The sequence below is a fragment of the Geosporobacter subterraneus DSM 17957 genome (assembly GCF_900142145.1).
GTDB classification, from domain to species: domain Bacteria; phylum Bacillota; class Clostridia; order Peptostreptococcales; family Thermotaleaceae; genus Geosporobacter; species Geosporobacter subterraneus.
This window is the reverse complement of record NZ_FQZV01000038.1, coordinates 16552-37129: the sequence shown is the minus strand read 5'-3', so window position 1 is coordinate 37129 and position 20578 is coordinate 16552. Positions and strand designations below refer to the sequence as shown.

The 20578-nt window shown below is 42.1% G+C and carries 22 protein-coding genes; 21 read left to right on the top strand and 1 reads right to left on the bottom strand.

Annotated features, from left to right (window positions below; genetic code table 11):
- From pduB to BUB56_RS13365, 19 genes are all read left to right on the top strand, one after another.
- Nucleotides 1-765, top strand: a 765-nt coding sequence (gene pduB, locus BUB56_RS13455; RefSeq protein ID WP_110940824.1) for a propanediol utilization microcompartment protein PduB, incomplete at its 5' end; no start/stop codon positions are given.
- Between the two features lie 31 nt (nt 766-796).
- Entirely contained in the window at nt 797-2458 is a 1662-nt protein-coding gene (locus BUB56_RS13450; protein ID WP_110941830.1) for a propanediol/glycerol family dehydratase large subunit, read from the top strand.
- Between the two features lie 27 nt (nt 2459-2485).
- The gene (locus BUB56_RS13445) at nt 2486-3139 is read left to right on the top strand and encodes a propanediol/glycerol family dehydratase medium subunit (protein ID WP_110941829.1); all 654 of its coding nucleotides are present in this window, start codon (nt 2486-2488) and stop codon (nt 3137-3139) included.
- A gap of 14 nt (nt 3140-3153) precedes the next feature.
- Nucleotides 3154-3663: a diol dehydratase small subunit gene (locus BUB56_RS13440; RefSeq protein WP_110941828.1), complete on the top strand. Its 510-nt coding sequence runs from the start codon at nt 3154-3156 to the stop codon at nt 3661-3663.
- A 32-nt stretch (nt 3664-3695) separates the two neighbouring features.
- Complete coding sequence (locus tag BUB56_RS13435) at nt 3696-5528, top strand: diol dehydratase reactivase subunit alpha (protein WP_110941827.1); 1833 nt, start codon at nt 3696-3698, stop codon at nt 5526-5528.
- Complete coding sequence (locus tag BUB56_RS13430) at nt 5518-5877, top strand: glycerol dehydratase reactivase beta/small subunit family protein (RefSeq protein ID WP_110941826.1); 360 nt, start codon at nt 5518-5520, stop codon at nt 5875-5877. Before BUB56_RS13435 ends, BUB56_RS13430 begins: the two co-directional genes overlap by 11 nt.
- Before the next feature lie 33 nt (nt 5878-5910).
- Entirely contained in the window at nt 5911-6552 is a 642-nt protein-coding gene (locus BUB56_RS20135; protein ID WP_110941825.1) for a BMC domain-containing protein, read from the top strand.
- An 11-nt stretch (nt 6553-6563) separates the two neighbouring features.
- Nucleotides 6564-6845, top strand: a complete 282-nt coding sequence (gene pduA / locus BUB56_RS13420) for a propanediol utilization microcompartment protein PduA (protein WP_110941824.1) — start codon at nt 6564-6566, stop codon at nt 6843-6845.
- A gap of 50 nt (nt 6846-6895) precedes the next feature.
- Nucleotides 6896-7543 (top strand): phosphate propanoyltransferase, encoded by a 648-nt coding sequence (pduL, locus tag BUB56_RS13415; RefSeq protein ID WP_110941823.1) that lies wholly within the window; start codon nt 6896-6898, stop codon nt 7541-7543.
- Between the two features lie 5 nt (nt 7544-7548).
- The gene (gene eutJ, locus BUB56_RS13410) at nt 7549-8370 is read left to right on the top strand and encodes an ethanolamine utilization protein EutJ (RefSeq protein ID WP_110941822.1); all 822 of its coding nucleotides are present in this window, start codon (nt 7549-7551) and stop codon (nt 8368-8370) included.
- A 10-nt stretch (nt 8371-8380) separates the two neighbouring features.
- Nucleotides 8381-9154 carry a flavoprotein gene (locus BUB56_RS13405; RefSeq protein ID WP_190014514.1) on the top strand — a complete coding sequence of 258 codons (774 nt, stop codon included), beginning with the start codon at nt 8381-8383 and terminating at the stop codon, nt 9152-9154.
- Nucleotides 9155-9175: 21 nt separating this feature from the next.
- Complete coding sequence (locus BUB56_RS13400; RefSeq protein ID WP_110941820.1) at nt 9176-9445, top strand: EutN/CcmL family microcompartment protein; 270 nt, start codon at nt 9176-9178, stop codon at nt 9443-9445.
- Nucleotides 9446-9458: 13 nt separating this feature from the next.
- Nucleotides 9459-10448, top strand: coding sequence for a cob(I)yrinic acid a,c-diamide adenosyltransferase (locus BUB56_RS13395; RefSeq protein ID WP_110941819.1), 990 nt, complete (start codon nt 9459-9461; stop codon nt 10446-10448).
- Nucleotides 10449-10450: 2 nt separating this feature from the next.
- Nucleotides 10451-11842 (top strand): aldehyde dehydrogenase family protein, encoded by a 1392-nt coding sequence (locus tag BUB56_RS13390; protein ID WP_190014512.1) that lies wholly within the window; start codon nt 10451-10453, stop codon nt 11840-11842.
- A gap of 15 nt (nt 11843-11857) precedes the next feature.
- A complete protein-coding gene (locus tag BUB56_RS13385; RefSeq protein ID WP_110941818.1) occupies nt 11858-13189 on the top strand; it encodes an SLBB domain-containing protein in 1332 nt (443 codons plus the stop codon).
- 24 nt (nt 13190-13213) lie between these two features.
- On the top strand, nt 13214-14083 hold the full coding sequence (locus BUB56_RS13380) for a hypothetical protein (RefSeq protein WP_110941817.1): 870 nt from the start codon (nt 13214-13216) through the stop codon (nt 14081-14083).
- A 44-nt stretch (nt 14084-14127) separates the two neighbouring features.
- Entirely contained in the window at nt 14128-14676 is a 549-nt protein-coding gene (locus tag BUB56_RS13375) for a BMC domain-containing protein (protein WP_110941816.1), read from the top strand.
- Nucleotides 14677-14987: 311 nt separating this feature from the next.
- Complete coding sequence (locus tag BUB56_RS13370) at nt 14988-16226, top strand: sensor histidine kinase (protein WP_110941815.1); 1239 nt, start codon at nt 14988-14990, stop codon at nt 16224-16226.
- Between the two features lie 16 nt (nt 16227-16242).
- A complete protein-coding gene (locus BUB56_RS13365) occupies nt 16243-17268 on the top strand; it encodes a response regulator transcription factor (protein WP_110941814.1) in 1026 nt (341 codons plus the stop codon).
- A gap of 57 nt (nt 17269-17325) precedes the next feature.
- Here BUB56_RS13365 and BUB56_RS13360 read toward each other — a convergent pair whose 3' ends face one another.
- A complete protein-coding gene (locus BUB56_RS13360) occupies nt 17326-18168 on the bottom strand; it encodes a patatin-like phospholipase family protein (protein ID WP_110941813.1) in 843 nt (280 codons plus the stop codon).
- A gap of 213 nt (nt 18169-18381) precedes the next feature.
- Between BUB56_RS13360 and BUB56_RS13355 the strand changes: the two genes are divergently transcribed.
- Both BUB56_RS13355 and BUB56_RS13350 read left to right on the top strand, forming a co-directional pair.
- The gene (locus BUB56_RS13355; protein ID WP_110941812.1) at nt 18382-18891 is read left to right on the top strand and encodes a hypothetical protein; all 510 of its coding nucleotides are present in this window, start codon (nt 18382-18384) and stop codon (nt 18889-18891) included.
- Nucleotides 18892-19033: 142 nt separating this feature from the next.
- Nucleotides 19034-19972, top strand: coding sequence for a hypothetical protein (locus BUB56_RS13350; RefSeq protein ID WP_110941811.1), 939 nt, complete (start codon nt 19034-19036; stop codon nt 19970-19972).
- Nucleotides 19973-20578 lie beyond the last annotated feature (606 nt).

Below are 20578 nucleotides of genomic sequence, written 5' to 3'. Positions count from 1 at the left end.
ATCATGGAAGAAGTAATGAAAAAGGTAGATAGTGCTAAAGTAGAAGAGAAAAAAGAGGTGAAGTGTGAAATGAAAACTTGTTCATTAACTGAATTTGTAGGTACAGCTATTGGCGATACAATTGGATTGGTAATTGCAAACGTGGATAATCAAGTACATGAAGCCATGGGTTTAGATAAGAAATATCGTTCTATCGGAATTATTGGTGCTCGTACAGGAGCAGGTCCTCATATCATGGCTGCTGATGAGGCAGTAAAAGCTACAAACACAGAGATCATCAAAATTGAATTGGCAAGAGATACAAAGGGCGGCGCAGGCCATGGCTGCTTAATCCTATTTGGAGCAGAAGACGTATCCGATGCAAGAAGAGCAGTAGAAGTAGCATTAAAAGAATTAGACAGAACCTTCGGTGATGTATATGCCAACGATGCAGGTCACTTGGAGTTCCAGTACACAGCAAGAGCAAGCTATGCATGCAACAAGGCCTTCAATGCACCATTAGGAAAAGCCTTCGGATTAATCGTAGGGGCTCCGGCAGCCATCGGGGTTATGATAGCCGATACTGCTGTAAAAGCAGCAAATGTAGACGTCATCGGCTATGCATCACCAGCAGGCGGCACAAGCTTCTCCAACGAGGTAATTCTATTCATCAGCGGTGACTCCGGTGCAGTAAGACAAGCGATCATTGCGGCAAGAGAAGTAGGGGTTAAGCTGCTAGGTACACTGGCAGACGAGCCAAAGCCAGTAACTGTTCCATATATATAAAATCCGGCAGTAAATAAGGGAGGGAAAAAGGATGAAATCAAAACGCTTTCAAGTATTAGCAGAGCGTCCTGTAAATAAAGACGGTTTCGTAAAAGAATGGTCTGAAGTGGGTTTGATCGCCATGAACAGTCCACAGGACCCAAAGCCAAGCATTAAAATCGTAAACGGAAAAGTTGTAGAATTGGACGGTAAAAAGAGAGAAAACTTTGACATGCTGGATAGCTTTATCGCAGATCATGCTATCAACCTATCCAAAGCAGAGGAAGCAATGGCTATTGACTCTTTAGAGTTTGCGAGAAAGCTGGTAGATATCAATGTTCCTAGAGGGGAAATCGTTAAATATACTACAGCCATGACACCTGCAAAAATTGTAGAGGTAGTAGGGCACCTAAACGTATTGGAGATGATGATGGCAGCCAGCAAGATGAGAACCAGAAGAGTTCCATCCAACCAGTGCCACGTTACAAACGTAAAGGACAACCCTATCCAAATCGCTGCGGATGCTGCAGAAGCTGCAGTGAGAGGATTTGATGAGCAGGAAACAACAGTAGGGGTAGCAAGAATTGCACCATTTAATGCAATGGCCCTTATGGTAGGTGCACAGGTTGGAAGACCTGGTATCCTTACACAATGTGCAGTTGAAGAGGCTACAGAATTAATTCTTGGTATGAGAGGTCTTACAGCTTATGCTGAAACCGTATCCGTATATGGCACAGAGCAAGTATTCATCGATGGAGATGATACACCTTGGTCAAAATCCTTCCTAGCTTCTGCCTATGCATCTAGAGGATTAAAAATGAGATTTACATCCGGTACAGGCTCAGAGGTACAAATGGGTTATGCGGAAGGCAAATCCATGCTTTACCTAGAAGCTCGCTGCCTTTATGTAACAAAGGGTGCCGGATCACAAGGTACACAAAATGGTTCTGTAAGCTGCGTGGGTGTTCCTGCAGGGGTGCCAGGCGGTATCAGAGCGATCTTAGCAGAAAACCTGATCGCTATGATGCTCGACCTAGAGTGTGCTTCCAGTAACGACCAAACCTTCACACACTCCGACTTAAGGAGAGTAGCAAGATCCTTAATGCAAATGGTACCTGGAACTGACTTTATCTGCTCTGGATATAGTGCGACACCAAACTATGACAACATGTTTGCCGGTTCAAACTGGGATGCAGACGATTATGATGATTGGAACGTTATTCAAAGAGACTTAAAGATCGATGCAGGCTTAAGACCGGTAACAGAAGATGTAGTCGTAAAAGTTAGAAATAAGGCTGCTAAAGCACTTCAGGCTTTATTTGAAGAATTAGGACTTCCTACGATTACAGATGAAGAAGTTGAAGCTGCTACTTACGCTCATGGCAGCAAAGATATGCCGGATAGAAATGTAGTAGAAGATCTTAAGGCAGCAGAAGAAATGATGACAAGAGGGGTAACCGGTTTAGATATCGTAAAAGCCCTTTATAAGAGAGGCTTTGAGGATGTGGCCAGCAGCGTACTTTCTCTATTAAAGCAAAGGGTAGCTGGAGATTATCTGCATACTTCTGCAATCTTAGATAAGGATTTCAACGTAATCAGCTCTGTAAATGATCCTAACGATTATCGTGGACCACAAACCGGTTACGTAATCAGTGACGCAAGATGGGAAGAAATCAGAAACATTCCAAACGCCGTAAATCCGGAAGACTTTTAAGATTGATAAAGGAAGGGGTGCAAGGTAATGAATTTAAATGAACAATTAATTCGCAGTGTGATAGAAGAGGTTCTTAAGGACTTTAATTTTGATACAGCTGCTCCAGCCAGTGTTAGTGTTCCTGCAAATGTTGAAGGATTGACATTAACAGCTAAGGGTGAGGCACTAAAAGGGACAAAAAGTGATGAGGTAGTGATTGGTCTTGCTCCGGCTTTTGGATTACATCAAACAAAAACAATCATTGATATTCCTCACTACAAAGTATTAAGAGAAATCATCGCAGGTATTGAAGAAGAAGGCTTGAAAGCAAGAGTTGTGAGAATCACAAGAACTTCTGACGTAGCATTTGTTTCCCATGATGCTGCAAAGTTAAGCGGATCAGGCATCGGAATTGGAGTTCAATCTAAGGGAACAACTGTTATTCACCAGAAGGACCTGTTCCCACTTGGAAACTTGGAGTTATTTTCACAGGCTCCATTGATTGATGAAGAAACTTATAGAGCCATCGGTAAAAATGCGGCCAAGTATGCGAAAGGTGAAAGCCCAAAGCCAGTGCCTGTTCGGAACGATCAGATGGCACGTCCAAGATACCAAGCAAAGGCAGCTCTATTACACATCAAGGAAACAGAACACGTTCAATTGGGTGCTAAGCCTATTGAATTAGATGTTCAGTTTAAATAGTGGAGGTGAAGACTATGAATCAACAGCAATTAATCGAACAAATGGTAAAGGAAGTAATGGCTTCTCTAGGCGCTGCAGGTAAAGACAGTGAAGGTAAAAGCAGCTGTGCAGGTGCTGTTTCAAAAGCAGACTATCCCTTAGGCGAAAAAAGACCAGAGCTTTTAAAGACACCTACAGGAAAGACGCTTAAAGAGATTACTTTAGATAAAGTTATTGAAGGCAGTGTTAATGCTGCTGACGTTAGAATTTCACCTGAAACCTTAGAGCTTCAAGCGCAAGTTGCAGAGTCTGTAGGTAGAGATGCATTTGCAAGAAATCTTAGAAGAGCAGCTGAGTTGATTGCAGTTCCAGATGAAAGAATTCTTCAAATATATAATGCGTTAAGACCATACCGTTCAACAAAACAAGAACTATTGGAGATCGCTGATGAGCTTGGAAACAAATATGGTGCAGCTGTAAATGCAGCTTTTGTTCGAGAGGCAGCAGAGGTTTACGAGCAAAGAAACAGATTAAGACAAGACTAATTTACACTGGCTAACAACCAGGAGGTAATAAAATGAAAATTATTGCAGGCGTAGACATTGGAAATGCAACCACAGAGGTTGCATTGGCAAAGATCACAGATAGAAAGGAAGTCATCTTTTTATCCAGCGGTATTGTCGAGACAACCGGAATAAAAGGAACCAGAAAAAACATTCACGGTGTCTTTGCCTCCCTAAAACAAGCTCTAGATAAGGCAAACTTGTCATTAGGGGATATTCACCTCATCCGGATTAATGAGGCAGCTCCTGTGATTGGGGATGTGGCCATGGAGACGATAACGGAAACGATTATCACCGAATCTACCATGATTGGTCACAACCCCTCTACCCCAGGGGGTTTAGGGCTAGGCATCGGAACTACGGTAAACATTCAAAATACACAAAATATAAACAAGGAAGAACCGATCATCATATTAATCCCAAAAGAAGTAGATTTCGGAAGTGCAGCAGCTGTGATCAATCAATTGATGGGTGCGGGATTAAAAATCACAGGAGCAATTGCCCAAAGAGATGATGGGGTTTTGATTAACAACAGACTGCTCAATCCTATTCCCATCGTAGATGAAGTTGGGCTTCTTGAGAAGATTCCTTTAGGGATGAAAGCAGCAATAGAGGTAGCATCTCCTGGCGGTGTTGTAGAAGTATTATCCAATCCCTACGGAATTGCTACTGTTTTTGGTTTAAGCGCAGAAGAAACAAAGCAGATTGTTCCCATTGCAAGAGCTTTAATTGGGAATCGATCTGCTGTAGTGATTAAAACCCCTAAGGGGGATGTACAAGAGCGTCGGATTCCTGCGGGTAAAATCCATTTTATCGGGGAAAAACGCAGCAGTCAGGTAGATGTAGATGAGGGTGCCGTGAGAATGATGGAAGTGCTGCAGGCAGTGGCTCCCATTGAGGATATTAAAGGAGAGCCTGGAACCAATGCTGGCGGAATGTTGGAAAAGGTTCGACAAGTTATGGCCAATCTGACAGGACAGCACCCCCATACCATTAAGATTCAAGACCTTTTAGCCGTAGATACCTTTGTACCACAGATGGTAAAAGGTGGTTTGGCACAGGAGTTTTCTCTGGAAAATGCAGTAGGAATTGCAGCCATGGTAAAGGCAGACCGGCTGCAAATGCAAATGATTGCCGATGAATTAGAAAAAGAATTATCTGTTAAGGTTGAAGTTGGCGGTGTAGAAGCGGATATGGCCATACGAGGGGCTTTAACCACCCCTGGAAGTAGCACACCTTTAGCCATCTTAGATATGGGTGCTGGATCAACAGATGCCTCGATTATCAATAAAAATAAAGAAATCTGTTCAATCCATCTAGCCGGCGCAGGAAACATGGTAACCATGCTGATTAATTCAGAACTTGGGTTAGAGGACCTATCTCTGGCAGAGGATATCAAAAAGTATCCTTTGGCAAAGGTAGAAAGTCTATTCCACATACGCCATGAGGATGGAACAGTACAGTTCTTTCAAGAACCCTTAGATCCTCAGGTGTTTGCGAAGATAGTAATCTTAAAAGAAGGCGGCATGATCCCGATTCCAGGACATAATTTTCTGGAGAAAATCAGGGTAGTTAGAAGATCGGCTAAGGAAAAGGTATTTGTTACCAATGCCTTAAGAGCTCTTAAAAGAGTGTGTCCAACAGGGAATATACGAGACATTGAATTTGTTGTATTAGTAGGAGGATCTGCATTAGATTTTGAGGTTCCTCAGTTGGTTACCGATGCCCTTTCGCAGTTTGGCGTTGTTGCGGGAAGAGCAAATATTAGAGGGACAGAAGGTCCTAGAAATGCTGTTGCATCAGGATTGATACTGGCGATGGAAGAAGGGATCTATCATGGCAACTAATACAAAAATGACAAAGCCTCATATCCCAGTTTATTTTCACCAGGATTCAATCGATACAGCAAGTTTTACTCATGTGATCTGGGGGATCGAGGAAGAGGGAATTCCTTATGTGATCGAGGGAAAAAGAGGAGAAAGCTCTTTAGAATTAGGCTACATGGCGGCAGAGGAATCGAACCTTGGAGTAGGAATCGGAATTGGCAAGGATGGATGGGTTATTTTACATTATAACAAACTTCAGAAGGGTCATCCATTACTGCAGGTTAAGCTTGGGGATGGGGAAGAAAGATTGAGAAGTATAGGGGCCAACGGGGCAAGACTGGTAAAGGGAATCCCCTTTAAATCCATATAAAAGAGAAAATGATTTTCTAAGGAGGTGTAGTGCTTGTCAAGACTTGCTTTAGGACTTATTGAAACCGTTGGATTGGCAGCAGCTATTGAAGCAGCGGATACAGCTGTAAAATCCGCCAATGTAGTTCTGCTGGGTTATGAATTAACGAAGGGAGACGGAATGGCTACCGTAAAGCTTGCAGGCGATGTAGGGGCAGTAAAAGCTGCAGTAGAGGCAGGCGTGATTGCTGCCAGCAAGGTCAGCAAAGTATACAGTAAGCAAATCATTCCAAGACCACACAGCGAGATTGAGGCTTTAATATACAGCAAAGAAACGGTTGGGTTAGAAAAAGAAAAAGTAAAAAAAGAAGTAAAAGCGGAATCTGCGGCAGATGTTGTTGAAGAAGAAATGGCGGAAGAAGAACAGGACAGTCCAGAAGAGGAAAAAAAAAGTCCAAATGAAGGAATAGATGCAGTTATTCAAGAGGATGCATTAATAGAGGATGAGATTGAGGACAGGGAAGAAGTGTTAATTCCGGCAGCGGCGGAGGCTCTGGAGGCTGCTGGAGAAAAAGAATCACTAACCACATCTTCTCGCAAAGCAACCTGTAACCTATGTCATGATCCGGAATGCATCCGAAGAAAAGGAGATATCAGAAGTATTTGTTTACATTACAACAGCGGAAAGAAAAAGTAGGAGGTTAAATCATGGGAGAAGCATTAGGAATGATTGAAACAAAGGGCTTAGTGGGAGCTATTGAAGCTGCCGATGCCATGACCAAATCAGCTAATGTTGCACTGCTGGGCTATGAAAAAATAGGGTCAGGTCTTATTACGGTTATGGTAAGAGGCGATGTAGGTGCGGTGAAGGCAGCTACAGATGCCGGAGCAGCTGCAGCAGAAAAGGTTGGAGATTTGGTATCTGTTCATGTCATACCAAGGCCACACTCAGATACTGAAAAGATACTGCCAAAGATCAAATCAGAATAGTGGTTCAGATATAGATCAATGATGAAGATCACTTGGAAGGGAGCTTTGAAATGAATCCTATAGATCCGGCTCTTATCAAGCAAATTGTAGAAGAAATCTGCAAAAGACTGGAAGCATGCAATGATGATATACCAGTAGGTGTGTCTAATCGACACATTCATATCAGTAGGGAAGATTTGGATATCCTTTATGGTCCGGGATATGCGTTAACAAAGTTGAACGACTTGAAGCAGCCGGGACAGTATTCTGCAAAAGAGACTGTGAAAATCATCGGACCTAAAGGAGAATTTGACAAAGTTAGAATCCTAGGACCGGTTAGAAATGAAACTCAGCTGGAGCTGGCATTGACTGATGGCTTCAAGCTAGGAATCAATCTTGAAATTCGTGAGTCCGGAAAGCTGCAGGGAACCGCCGGCATCATCATCGAAGGGCCAAAAGGAAGCGTTAAGAAAGGCTACGGTGCAATTGCTGCCTTAAGGCATATACACATGCCCCCCGAATTTGCGCAGCGACAGGGCATAAAGGATAAGGACTTTGTGGATGTAGTCTGTGAAGGAATACGCAAAACGATCTTTAGTAATGTTTTAGTGAGAGTATCCGACCAGTTTGTTTTAGAAATGCATGTAGATACCGATGAAGCAAATGCTAGCGGCTTAAAAAATGGTGATACCGTAAAAATCATAAAAAACAGGGAGTAACAGATATGGATCTGACCGCGGCAAATGCAAAAATTGCAGAGTTTTCTAGATTAATTGAGGAAAAAACCTTTAACCCTTATTCAGGGGAGTTAAAGGTAGGCGTAGATCTTGGTACAGCTAATATTGTACTATCTGTAGTAGATCAGGAGGGCAATCCTGTTGCGGGTGCCACCTATGGCGCCTCTGTTGTAAAAGATGGATTAGTGGTAGATTATGTAGGTGCCGTTAGAATCGTGAAAGATTTGAAAGAACAGGTGGAACAAATTCTTGAAGTAAGATTAACAGAGGCAGCCACTGCCATACCGCCAGGAACTTTGGGCGGCAATGTAAAGGGGATAATAAATGTAGTAGAATCTGCAGATATGAACGTAACCCATGTGGTAGATGAGCCCACCGCTGCTGCTATCTTCTTAGGAATACAAGAGGGTGCTGTGGTAGATGTAGGGGGAGGAACAACGGGAGTGAGTATTCTAAAGGAGGGAAAAGTCATTTATACTGCTGATGAGCCTACCGGTGGTACTCATATGAGTTTAGTGCTGGCCGGCTTTTACAAGACCACCTTCGAAGAAGCAGAAAGGTTAAAGAAGAGGACGGAGGATCATCGGAATGTATTTACGATTATCAAACCGGTTGTGGAAAAAATGGCTACAATCGTAAAAAACCATATTGCAGGTTACTCAGTAGATAAGATCTATGTAGTTGGCGGCGCCTGCTGTTTTGATGAGTTTGAAAGTGTGTTTGCAAAAGAAATAGGGATAGAAACCATCAAGCCCCATAAACCCCTTTTGGTTACACCTTTAGGAATTGCAATGCACAGTACACGATGAGGTGATGGATTTGGACGCTAATTTATGGATCAGCATGATCGTCGAGGAAGTCGTAAGAAGATTGCAAAGTCTCCCCAAAGCTGCCCTAGTCGTCTTTACAGGTGCCACAGCAGGTTTTGAAGAAGGACTCCGTGAGATTGCAAGGCTGAAGGATGAGGGGTGGCAGATCAAGGTGCTGTTTTCCCGCGGTGCTCAGAGAACCTTAAAGGCGGAGTCTGTGAGGAAAGCATTAAACCTGGATGATATTATCTTTGAGGATGAGATTAGCGGTTGGGATACATGCTGCAGTTATGTTGATGTGATCATACTGCCTACCCTCACACAAAATACTGCTGTAAAAGTTGCCTTAGGGATTGCAGATACGCCCATTACTAGGATGCTGTCCCAGGGACTCCTTCGGGGGACACCGATGGTAGCAGCAGTAAATGGCTGTGATCCTGCTTGCCTTGAAAAATACGGCTATAGCAAGAAAAAAGTCAATACCCTGTACCTGGAAAAGTTAGCAGCATATATGGAAATGCTGAAATCCTATGGTATACAGTTAACAGAAGCCTCCAGTCTATATGACAAGGTTCTGGGAAACGGAAGCACCGGCGGAAAAAAGGAAACACATGTCAGTGAAGGCATTCCCCATGATGCATCCAATAAGAAAGTGATTTCCCGGGCGGATGTGGTGAACGCTTCCAGCGGCAGTAAAACCCTGCTTATATCGAAAAATGCAATCGTTACAGCCTATGCAAAGGATGCTGCGAAAGACTTAAGCGTAAAGATCGTCCTTCAATAATCGACTAAAAGAGGTGTTTATATGTATTTGGCCAAGATCGTGGGCAATGTTATTGCTACACGAAAAGATGAAGCCTTGATAGGTTCGAAGATATTAATTGTACAGCCTATCAATGGCAAATATGAATCCATAGGAAATGAAGAGGTAGCCATCGACTCTGTAGGTGCAGGGGTAGGGGAAATCGTAATTGTTTCTAAGGGCAGCTCTGCCAGAGTTGTTTCCGGAAAAGAAAAATCACCTGTAGATGCAGCGATTATAGGGATTGTAGATAGTATGGAAGTTAACGGGTAGAGGAAGTGATCGAATGAGCAGTATATATACAAAAGCCGGTGATGCCGGTGAGACAGGATTATTAGGCGGCAGCAGAATCCCAAAGGATGACATTAAGGTATCCTGCTATGGCACCATTGATGAAGCCAATGCAATGATAGGTGCAGCTTATTCAATGACCGGCTGCGATGAGATAAAAGAAATCCTGAGGGGAATTCAAAAAAGACTTTTTGTGCTAGGAGCAGAACTAGCTTCAGATCCCAAAGGAAGAAGCAGCCTTAAGGATAGGGTCAGCCCAGAAGATATCCGGTACTTGGAAGAAATCATAGACCGATATACAGAAATCAACGGACCATTGAAGGAATTCCTGATACCTGGCAAGACCACGGCATCTTCCCTCCTGCATGTAGCAAGAACGATTATCCGAAGAGCTGAAAGACAAACCGTAAGCTTAAATCGCAGCGAACCTGTTCGCCAGGAGATTTTAAAATACATGAATCGACTATCTGATACATTGTTTATGCTGGCAAGAGAAGAAGAACGGTGTGCTTTCATTCAGGAAGTAAAGAATAGGGTGTTGATTAAATTGAATCAAGGACAGAGTAAGAGTTATTTAAACCTTGAGCTTGCAAAGAAAATGGCAGGTGCTGCAGAAAAAAAGGCAGAAGAAATTGGCATACCTATTGTATTTTCAGTAGTAGATGCCAGTGGAAACTTAATCCTGCTCCATAGAATGGATAACTCTTTGCTGGTGAGTATTGATATTGCTATCAACAAGGCATATACCGCTGCAGCTGTCAGAATCCCTACCCATGAAGTAGGTCCCTTGGTGCAGCCGGGAGCTGTACTATACGGGCTCCAATGGACAAATGATAATAGGATTGTTACCTTTGGAGGGGGTTACCCACTGAAAGCAAATCAAAGTATCCTTGGTGGGATTGGCGTCAGCGGAGGAACGGTTGATGAGGATATGATTATTGCATCCCATGTCCTCAAGGTATTTGAACTGGAAAGGAGAGATTAGACATGATTGAAGCAAACCAGATAGAAATGATTGTAAAAAAGATAATGACAGAAATGGCGCTAAAGGACGAAGCATCCGCTCCAGCTTATGGGATATTCGATCATATGGAAGAAGCCATAGAAGCAGCCTGGGCTGCACAAAAAGAACTTGTAAAATATAGTTTAGAATGCAGAGGGAAGTTCATTGCTGCCATGCGAGCGGCTGCACGTAAAAACATAGAACTGTTTTCTAAAATGGCCGTAGAAGAAACAGGCATGGGAAGATATGAGCATAAGGTGATGAAAAATACTGTGGCTATTGACAAAACACCGGGTATAGAGGATTTAAAACCCGATGCGGTTTCCGGAGATCATGGCTTGACCCTGTTTGAATTATCCCCTTATGGGGTTATAGGGGCCATCACGCCCACAACCAATCCTACGGAAACGGTAATTTGCAATGCCATCGGAATGATTGCAGCGGGCAATGCAGTAGTATTCGCGCCTCATCCAAGAGCAAAAAATACTTCCCGTAAAGCGATTGAGGTGCTGAACCAAGCCATTATTGAGGCGGGAGGACCTGCAAACCTTATTACAGCCATTAAGGAACCAACCATTGAAAGTGCCAACATCATGATGCAGCATAAGAAAATAAAAATGCTGGTGGCTACGGGTGGTCCCGATGTTGTAAAAACAGTACTATCCAGTGGAAAGAAAGCCATTGGTGCCGGTGCCGGAAATCCGCCTGCTGTGGTAGATGAGACAGCCGATATTGAAAAGGCAGCAAAAGACATCATTGACGGGTGCAGCTTTGACAATAATCTACCCTGTGTTGCAGAAAAGGAAGTTATTGTCGTAGATACAGTGGCTGATTATCTTATCTTTAACATGAAAAAGCACAATGCATATCTCATAACCGATGAAAGCTTAATTCAAAAGCTTGAAAAAATAGTTTTCAATGAAAAAGGTCACCTCAACAGAGATCTGGTAGGAAAAAATGCAGACTTCATATTAAAAATGATTGGAGTAGACTGTGATCCTGAAGTTAGAGCCATCATATTAGAAACCAACAAAGATCATCCCTTTGTTCAGGAAGAACTCATGATGCCTATTCTTCCGATTGTAAGGGTTAAGGATATCGACGAAGCCATTGAACTGGCCGTTGAAGTAGAGCATGGCTATCGGCATACGGCGATTATACATTCAAAGAATATTGACAATCTAAGCAAAATGGCTAAAGAAATACAAACAACCATATTCGTAAAAAATGGTCCATCCTATGCAGGAATTGGGGTTGGTGGAGAGGGGTATTCCACTTTTACCATCGCTGGACCCACAGGAGAAGGATTGACTACTGCAAAGTCATTTACACGGTCAAGAAGATGTGTACTAGTGGACGGATTCTCTATCAGATAGATTTGAGGTGATAAAATGGACAAAGATCTTGTAAGCATAGCTAGAGAAGCAGGTGTTGTCGGTGCTGGCGGAGCGGGTTTTCCAACACATGTAAAAATCAATGCAAAGGTTGATTATATACTTGTAAATGGAGCGGAATGTGAACCCTTGCTGAGAGTGGACCAGCAGCTGTTGGCAGTGAAGACTAAGGAAGTGCTGGAAGCACTTAACCTGCTTGTCCTGAGCACTTCTGCCCAAAAAGGTGTTATTGCGCTAAAAGGCAAATATAAGGATGCGATAAAGCAGCTGAATGTCCAAATAGGAGCCTATGAGAAGCTTGCAATACTTCCCCTGGATAATTTTTATCCGGCGGGAGATGAGCAGGTTACCGTCTATGAGGTTTTTAACCGAATCGTACCGGAGGGCGGCATTCCACTAGATGTAGGTGTAATTGTAATCAATGTAGAAACCCTGTTGAATCTGTACGAAGCTTTGGCAGGAAAGCCTGTCACAGAAAAATACTTGACCATAACAGGGGCAGTAAAGAATCCAAAGACCATCAAGGCGCCTATCGGAATCAGCATCTTAGAAGCCATTGCCCTTGCAGGGGGACCGACAGTAGAAAGCTATCAAGTCATCGATGGCGGCCCCATGATGGGAAAGGTAATCAATGATCTTCATGGGCCAATTACCAAAACCACAAAAGGCTTGATCCTACTGCCGGAAGAGCATTCTCTATTAAAATCTAAATCTAGGGATATCCAAAGTATGCTTCGGAATGCCAGAACCTCATGTATGCACTGTTCCCTATGTACAGAAGTCTGTCCTCGAAATCTGTTAGGTCATACTTTGAATCCTGACAGACTCATGCGACTGGCGAGCTATAACAGTACCTGCAGTACTGAAACAAAGGCAGCGGAAGCCTTTCTATGCTGTGAGTGTGCTTTGTGCGAGTATGCCTGTGTGATGGACCTTCAGCCATGGAAGCTTCATAGGTTTTTGAAGGGAGAATTAGGGAAGGCAGGTATTAGAAACCCAAATAATAAAAGACCGCAAAAGACCCATCCTTTTAGAGAATACAAGAAGTTTCCGGTAAAAAAGCTGGTTTCAAAGCTGGGACTAAACCAATATGATGTGGATGCACCTCTGGAGGAGACTGCTCCTGTGGAAGCAAATAGGGTAAGCATTCTGCTGAAACAGCATATCGGAGCACCGGCAACACCAACGGTTCAAAAAGGAGATTCAGTGAGAAAAGGACAACTGATTGCTGATCTGCCGGAGGGTAAGCTGGGTGCCAAGATTCATGCAACGATAGATGGCGTGGTTGAAACCCTCAACACAGATAAAATAGTGATCCGTCGGGGTTAAATAAAAAATATAAGGAGGATAAATATGAGCTTAGAATTGATTTTAGCAGCATTTGGTGGGGGCTTATTCGGTGCTACGATTGGAGCATTGCAATCCTTCATTTTTACAGGTTTTCTAGTGTTAGCCGGTATTGCAGTTGCAGCCAGTGGCGGTACTGTTGACATTACCGGTCTGGTAGCCTTTGGCCCAATGTTTGGCCCGCACGTTGCTTTCGGCGGCGGTGTTGCAGCAGCAGCATTTGCAGGACTCAAGAGAAAAAATCTTGATAATGGCAAGGATATCGTAACACCACTCAACAGTACAAAAGACTTAAGCGTACTAATGGTAGGCGGTATATTTGGAGTAATCGGTCTTTTGTTGAATTATTTATATGGTACTATCCTGGCAATACCTACAGATACTGTGGCCCTCTCCGTATTTACATCGGGATTGATTGCCAGATTGGCTTTTGGCTCTTTAGGGGTATTTGGAAAGCTCAGTCCTGTATCTGGTGCATCTGATGAAATTGCAGCTGCTGCAGAACCAGCCAAAAAGGTCTATCTGGATGCAAAGAATCTTGCCTTCAACATTTTGATGGCTTTCGGATTAGGTCTGGTGTTTTCAAAGGTAGTGTTGGACATTCAAAATCCTGTGCTTGGATTTGGATTTAGTGCAGCTTCACTGATTTTAGTATTGATCGGATTAAAGGATTTTCCTGTTACCCATCACATTACTCTCATTGCCGGCGTTGCTGCAATGCAGACAGGAAGCATAATCTTAGGTGCCGTATTTGCAGTAGTTTCGGCTATTCTCTGTGAGTTGACAGGCAATATCTTCAATACCTATGGGGATACCCACATAGATCCGCCGGCTATGGCTATATTTATCAGCACCTTTATCGTACTTCTTTTCTAACAGCGAAATAATTAACCAGCACCGAATAGAAAGTGGTGATAACAATGAAGAAAGCAATAGGACTATTAGAATTCAAAAGCATTGCAAAGGGTATGGAAGCTGCCGATGAGATGCTCAAAGCCGCCGATGCAGAACTGCTTCTCGCTACCCCCATATGTCCGGGAAAGTATGTAGTAATTATTACAGGAAATGTAGGGGCAGTAAAAAATGCAGTTGAAGTAGGAAAAACTGTAGGAGATATTTTCACAGTGGACGACTACCTGATCCCAAATGTGAACGAGAAGGTATTTCCTGCTATTACAGCCACTTCTAATCCGGAGAAGATTGCATCCTTAGGAATTATAGAAACCATGTCTGCGGTGACCTCAATTTTAGTTGGGGATATGGCTGTAAAAACCTCTAATGTAGAACTGTTGGAAATAAGGATCGCCAGAGGCTTAGGGGGTAAAGGGTTTACCATTATCACCGGAGAAGTTTCCGCAGTTCAATCAGCGGTGAAGGCTTGTGAGAACAACCTAAAGGATAATGGCGGCATCATCAGTGCAGTGGTCATTGCCTCGCCCTCAAAGGATTTTATCGCTAAGCTGTTATAGCTGCTATATGAACTTAATAAACAACAAATTCTGGAGCAGCCTGAATAATAGGGCTAGCTCCTTTTTGCCTATCCTTCTACAACTATGTAAAAGATGTGTCGGTCCTATAGAATCTATCTATCCGCTCAACTTATCATAAGAATATTTGTATAATTCTATCCCATATGATAAGATTTAATATAAGTAGAAATATGAAGTATTATGGCTATTTATAGTAAATACCATTGAAATTTGGCACTTGTTTCGATATAGTCTATAGAAACTATAGCTAAAAACAATGAATATGGTAGAAATAGGGGGAGGGTATAACCATGAAGGATCAATTCCTGCTAAGCGATTTTATAGATATGGAGATACTGCAAGAAATCCTAGACAAATTTGCCCAATCAACAGGCATGGCCGCGGTAGTTGTTGACTACAAAGGAAACCCTATAAGCAAGTACAGTAACTTTTCAAAGTTTTGCAAGCTGATCCGTCAGGATGCAAAATGCAGAGACGGCTGCTACCAATGTGATGCCAGGGGCGGATTAGAGGCTGCAAGAATCGCAAAACCCTATATCTATAGATGCCATACAGGACTCGTGGATCTCTCTGTGCCTATTATTGTAGATGGACATTATAGAGGTGCTATTTTGGCAGGGCAAACCAAGATCATCGAGGAAGATGATATTGAATTAGAAAATATTGTAAAACCCATCACCAGCTGGAAAGCAAACCCTCAGGTTGTAGAAGCTTTTAATGAAATTGTGCCGCAGCCCTATGAAAAGGTGGAAGCTGCAGCCCACATGATGTTTGTAATTGCCAATTATATTGCAGAAAGAGGCAGTGTTAATATTATACAAGAGGAACTAAATAGGAAAAACATCGCATTAATGGAGGAAATGAAAGCCAGAACTGATTTGGAAAAGGCACTCAAAGACTCTGAATTGAGAGCTTTGCAGTCACAAGTAAACCCTCACTTTTTATTCAATGTTTTAAACACCATCGGAAGACTGGCTCTGATCGAAGATGCCCAAAGGACGCAGGAAATCGTTTTTGCCTTTGCAGAAATGCTGCGCTATACGCTAAAGAAAAATATGAATCAGTTGGTTGCCCTGGAAGAAGAGGTTCTGCATATCGAAAGATATCTAAAGATACAGTCCATCAGGTTTGGAAGCCGGCTGAGGTATGAGATGGAAATCGAGGATGAAATCCGAAATTACAGAATACCATTTATGATTTTGCAGCCCTTTGTTGAGAATGCCATCAACCATGGATTAGAGCCGAAGCTGGGAGAAGGTCGAATTTATGTTAAGGGATACGCAGAAGAAAACAGGATCATCATGAAGATTATAGATAATGGTATAGGAATACCGGAAGATCGTCTGGCAGAAATTTTAAATATGCAGAGAGCCAGCAGCTACAGCAACGCATCTACGGGTATTGGTATTCGAAATGCGAGAAAAAGATTGATTCACTGTTTTGGTGTGCTTTATGATATAGAGATTTCAAGTGAATTAGGGAAGGGTACAACGATTATCATTTCTATTCCTAAAACAATGGATGCATAAGGAGAATGAATAAGGAATGTGTAGAATCCTTTTAGTTGATGATGAGCATTTAGAAAGAAAAGCCTTAGAGATCATTATAAAAAACGGACTTAGCCAGGCCACTGTTGTAGGCCAAGCAGAGTCGGGGGATGAGGCGGTAAGACTCTGCGCTGAACTAAAACCAGATATCATATTCATGGATATAAAGATCCCCGGAATTAACGGGATACAGGCCAGTAAAATCATTAAAGAAAAGTATCCCCAGACAATCATCTTCATTTTAACAGCTTACGATGAATTTGATTTTGCCCATAAAGCAGTGAAGATCGGGATTGATGATTATATATTAAAACCAGCAAAACCGGAAGAGATTGTGTCAATTATAAAGAAATATGAGCATAAGGTCAAGCATAGAGAGAACATCCTGGATACACAAAAGCTGATGAATAGTATTTTGTCACGGAGATATAATGATGCTAAAATTAATCTCAAAGCTCTATTAGACAGTCTGGAAGCATCCTCTGTTGAAAATGAAGACGAAAGTCTAAAAAAAGCTGCAAGGATTGCAGATAAGATGCTGGAGATATCCGGGACAATGGGTTTAAAGAAGATGAAGGCAGACAAGTATGACGCTGCGAAAAAGTTTTCTCAGATCTATGAGTTTAAAAAAGCACGCTCGGAGTTAGAGGAGATTTTAAAAGCTATCTTTGAAGAAATTGTTGATAATAAGCTCTATGAGCGAAATGACGAAATCAATGCCGTAGTGAATTATGTGGAAAAAAACTATCAAAATCGAATCAGTCTTGAGGAAGTGGCTGATTATGTAAATCTTAATCCTCAGTATTTGAGCAGACTTGTAAAAAAAGAATTGGGAATAGGCTTTACCCATTATGTGACCAACCTAAAGATAGAGAAGGCAAAAGAATTACTATCGGATACAGATCTGCCGATACTGAATATATCCCTGGAGCTTTCCTACAACGAGCCCAACTATTTCTGCAAGGTTTTTAAGAAAATTGTTGGAATGACGCCTATGGAATACCGGGCAAGCAGGTCTGCATAGTTTTGAGAAAGATATAAGATGGGGAAACCTAAAAGGTTTTATATTGAAACTTTAGGCTTACCCATCTTTTCTTTTGGCTTGGATTTGATCCACTGCCATCAGGCCTGCTATCAATCCACGGTTATAGGAAGTTTTGGCACAGGAGAAATCAATGGGACTGCAATTGGTCATATCTATGTGAATAGGGATATCCGCATGGACCATCTCCCGCGATATGCATTTCTGCTGCATGATCGAATAACATTTTAAGATTACCTCCAGGCTGTTCTTTGGAATCCAATTGTTCAGCACCGATGATAGGCTGACGCCAACAACCAAATCTGCTCCCATGTCTCTGACCATCTGGATAGGGACGTTATTGACAATGCCGCCATCTACCAGAGTTCTATTTTCAATTTGGACAGGTTGATATATTCCTGGTATGGCGGTAGTAGCGCGAAGAGCAGCAGAAAGTCTGCCGCTTTTTAAAATTACCTCTTCACCGGTGATTAAGTCGGCAGCTACAGCTTGAAAAGGTATTTTTAAGTCATCAAAGGTTAAATTGCCTACTAAATTCTCAATGTATTGTTCCATGGGTTCATTGGACAACAGGCCCCGGAATAGCAATGAGAGCTTGGATATATCCTTCCACTGGGTATTTAATGCCAGGTTTTCCAGTTCAGCCACGGTCATTCCAGCGGCGTATAAGGCACCAATGAGTGCGCCGATACTGGTTCCTCCTATAAAGGAAATGGGAATATGATTATCTTCAAAGGCCTTTAAAACACCAATATGGGAAATTCCCCATACAGCACCGCCACTGAGCGCCAAGCCGATTTTGAGCTCCTTTGTATTCTTTTTTCGGAACAAAGAGGTATCTTTGATATGGGAGATGAGTGAGAGTGGTTTAGGTTTAGGCACAACAGAGGACCTCCTTTCCTGCTGCTATATAAAACAGCTATGCCTTATACAAATTACAATAATCGCTATTATACTATCATCATATGCAATATTTAGGTTTTGCCCACAGTGGAACCACAAAATTTTTCCTTACACCATTGGATGTGAAAATGCATACTATGAAAATAGAATATGCAAATCACAGGACACGGGAGGAAAGAATGGAGGATCCGTATGGAAAAAAATAATATTATAATTCCTCTGTTATTATTTATGTTACTAAATAGAGAGGGAATGGGCAAGCTTTCTTCCGAGGAGATCTATAGAATGTCAGCTCTGTTAAAGTCTGTAAAGCCTTATTTTAATCAGCCCCATCGGGAAGCTTTGAGTAAAACGGAGAATGTAGTAGATATTATCCATGGGTTAAGCAAATACGCCAACAATGAATATGCCAAAGAGGAGGTTTATACACAGACAGTGCAGGATAGAAATCCTATAAAGCTGCTGGAAACCATACGTCCACATATGAGAGGAAAAAGCAGGGAAAGCATTGACAAGGCACTGATACTAAACGATCGGGTCAATCGGTTAAAAAATAGAACATCTCATCCGAGAAAAGTAATGGAAGACCTTGAAAGCATCACAGATATTATGGAAATTTTACAGATAGAGAAAGGCAGAGAAATAAAGGATGCCCTTTTTAAAGCGAAGAAAATGATGGAAATACTTCAATATAGTCTATAGAGTTTCTGCCGCAGCAGGAACTTTATTCTTTTTTTTTGGATGAAGAGAGAAAGATTTTTTGGCATAAAAAGAGAAGAAAAAATATATGCTATAATAGCTTTATAAGGGACAGAGAAAAAGTAATTCAGCAGGAGGGAATAGAATGCTGAGACAATTAAATGATGATCTGGCAGAGATCAAAAAAAAACTGTTGGAAAGAGATCGGATGAAGAGACTGTTGGAAAAGTCTTTGGAAGAATTGGCTGTATTGATGGAGAAAAGAGAATTGCTTTATAAAGACCTGGAAAAGGAAAAAAAGGATTTAGATAGAATAGAGAGTTTATCCTTAACCAACTTAATACACAGTCTGATAGGAGATAAAAAAGAATGTGTTGAAAAAGAGAGACGGGAGTTTTTAGCGCAGAAGCTGAAGTACGACGAGGTAGATCATGGGATTGCCAATCTGAATATATATATATTTGAATTGGAAAATCAGATTCAAAACATGGGACATCTGGATATGGATTATAAGAAAATCATCAATCAAAAACTTGAGTTCTTGAAAAAAAATGAGCATTTTGCCCTAAAGCTCATTGAGATTACGGAAGAAAAATCGCGGTTGGAGAACTTTATCAGGGAACTGGAAGAAGCTGAGGCTGCCGGTTCCGAGGCAGTACGATTATTATACAGCGTAGAGGAAACCCTACAGGCAGCAAAGGGCTGGGGTACATGTGATATCCTGGGAGGCGGGTTGATCGCAACCATGGCGAAGCACTCTCGAATCGATGATGCCAGGGCACAAATGAATGCAGTACAATCTATGCTTCGGAGGTTTCAGCGGGAATTGACAGATATAGGGGATTATATGGACTTTAACATAGAAATCGGAAGCTTTGCTACCTTTGCTGATTATTTCTTCGATGGGTTGATTTCTGATTTTGTAGTTCAGCAAAAGATCGGTGAGTCATTGGAAACCGTTCAAGAAATGCTTACCCGTATTGAGGGGGTCATCAATAGGCTTCGGCAGGAATTGTCGGAAACTAGGAAAAAGCTATGGGATAAAGAAAAAGAAAAGAATAAAATGATCGAAGAGGCACTGTAAATGAGGCCTCTTTTTTGTATAGTTCACAGTCATAGATAAATGCGTCATAGTACGGTTCTATATGGTTGTCATCCTGAGTGAAACGAAGGATCTTTAAAACAGAAACCAAAGATCCTTCACTGCGTTCAGGATGACATCTCTATGATAGTGAGGGATGTAGGGGTGCACATTGTTCGCCCGTCCAAATATGTATTGGAATTAGGTTGTAGGGGTGGAGGACCCTGTCCACCCGGGCAGCAAGATTCCTGCAACCCGCTTTATGATTTGTCATCCTGAACGGAGTGAAGGATCTGACCTTTAAAATTCTAGACCCGTTCGCTCCGCTCAGGGTGACAGCTTTATGAGGATGATAAAGTAGGGTTGGGTCTCAGGCCCAATCAGGTTCAAAACCCAATGGCGGGCATGGAAACCCGCCATTACGCATGAATGACATATTTCAATGGTAGGGAACCACGCCCCCGTGGTTCCGCCTTACGTCGTATTCTTCCTATATTTTGGACCAAATATTATGTATAACGTGCTAGGAATCTTCCAAAAAACAAATCTGAAAAAATTATTATAAACTATTGACATTTGTAGTAAAAAAGAATACTATAATATTAGAAA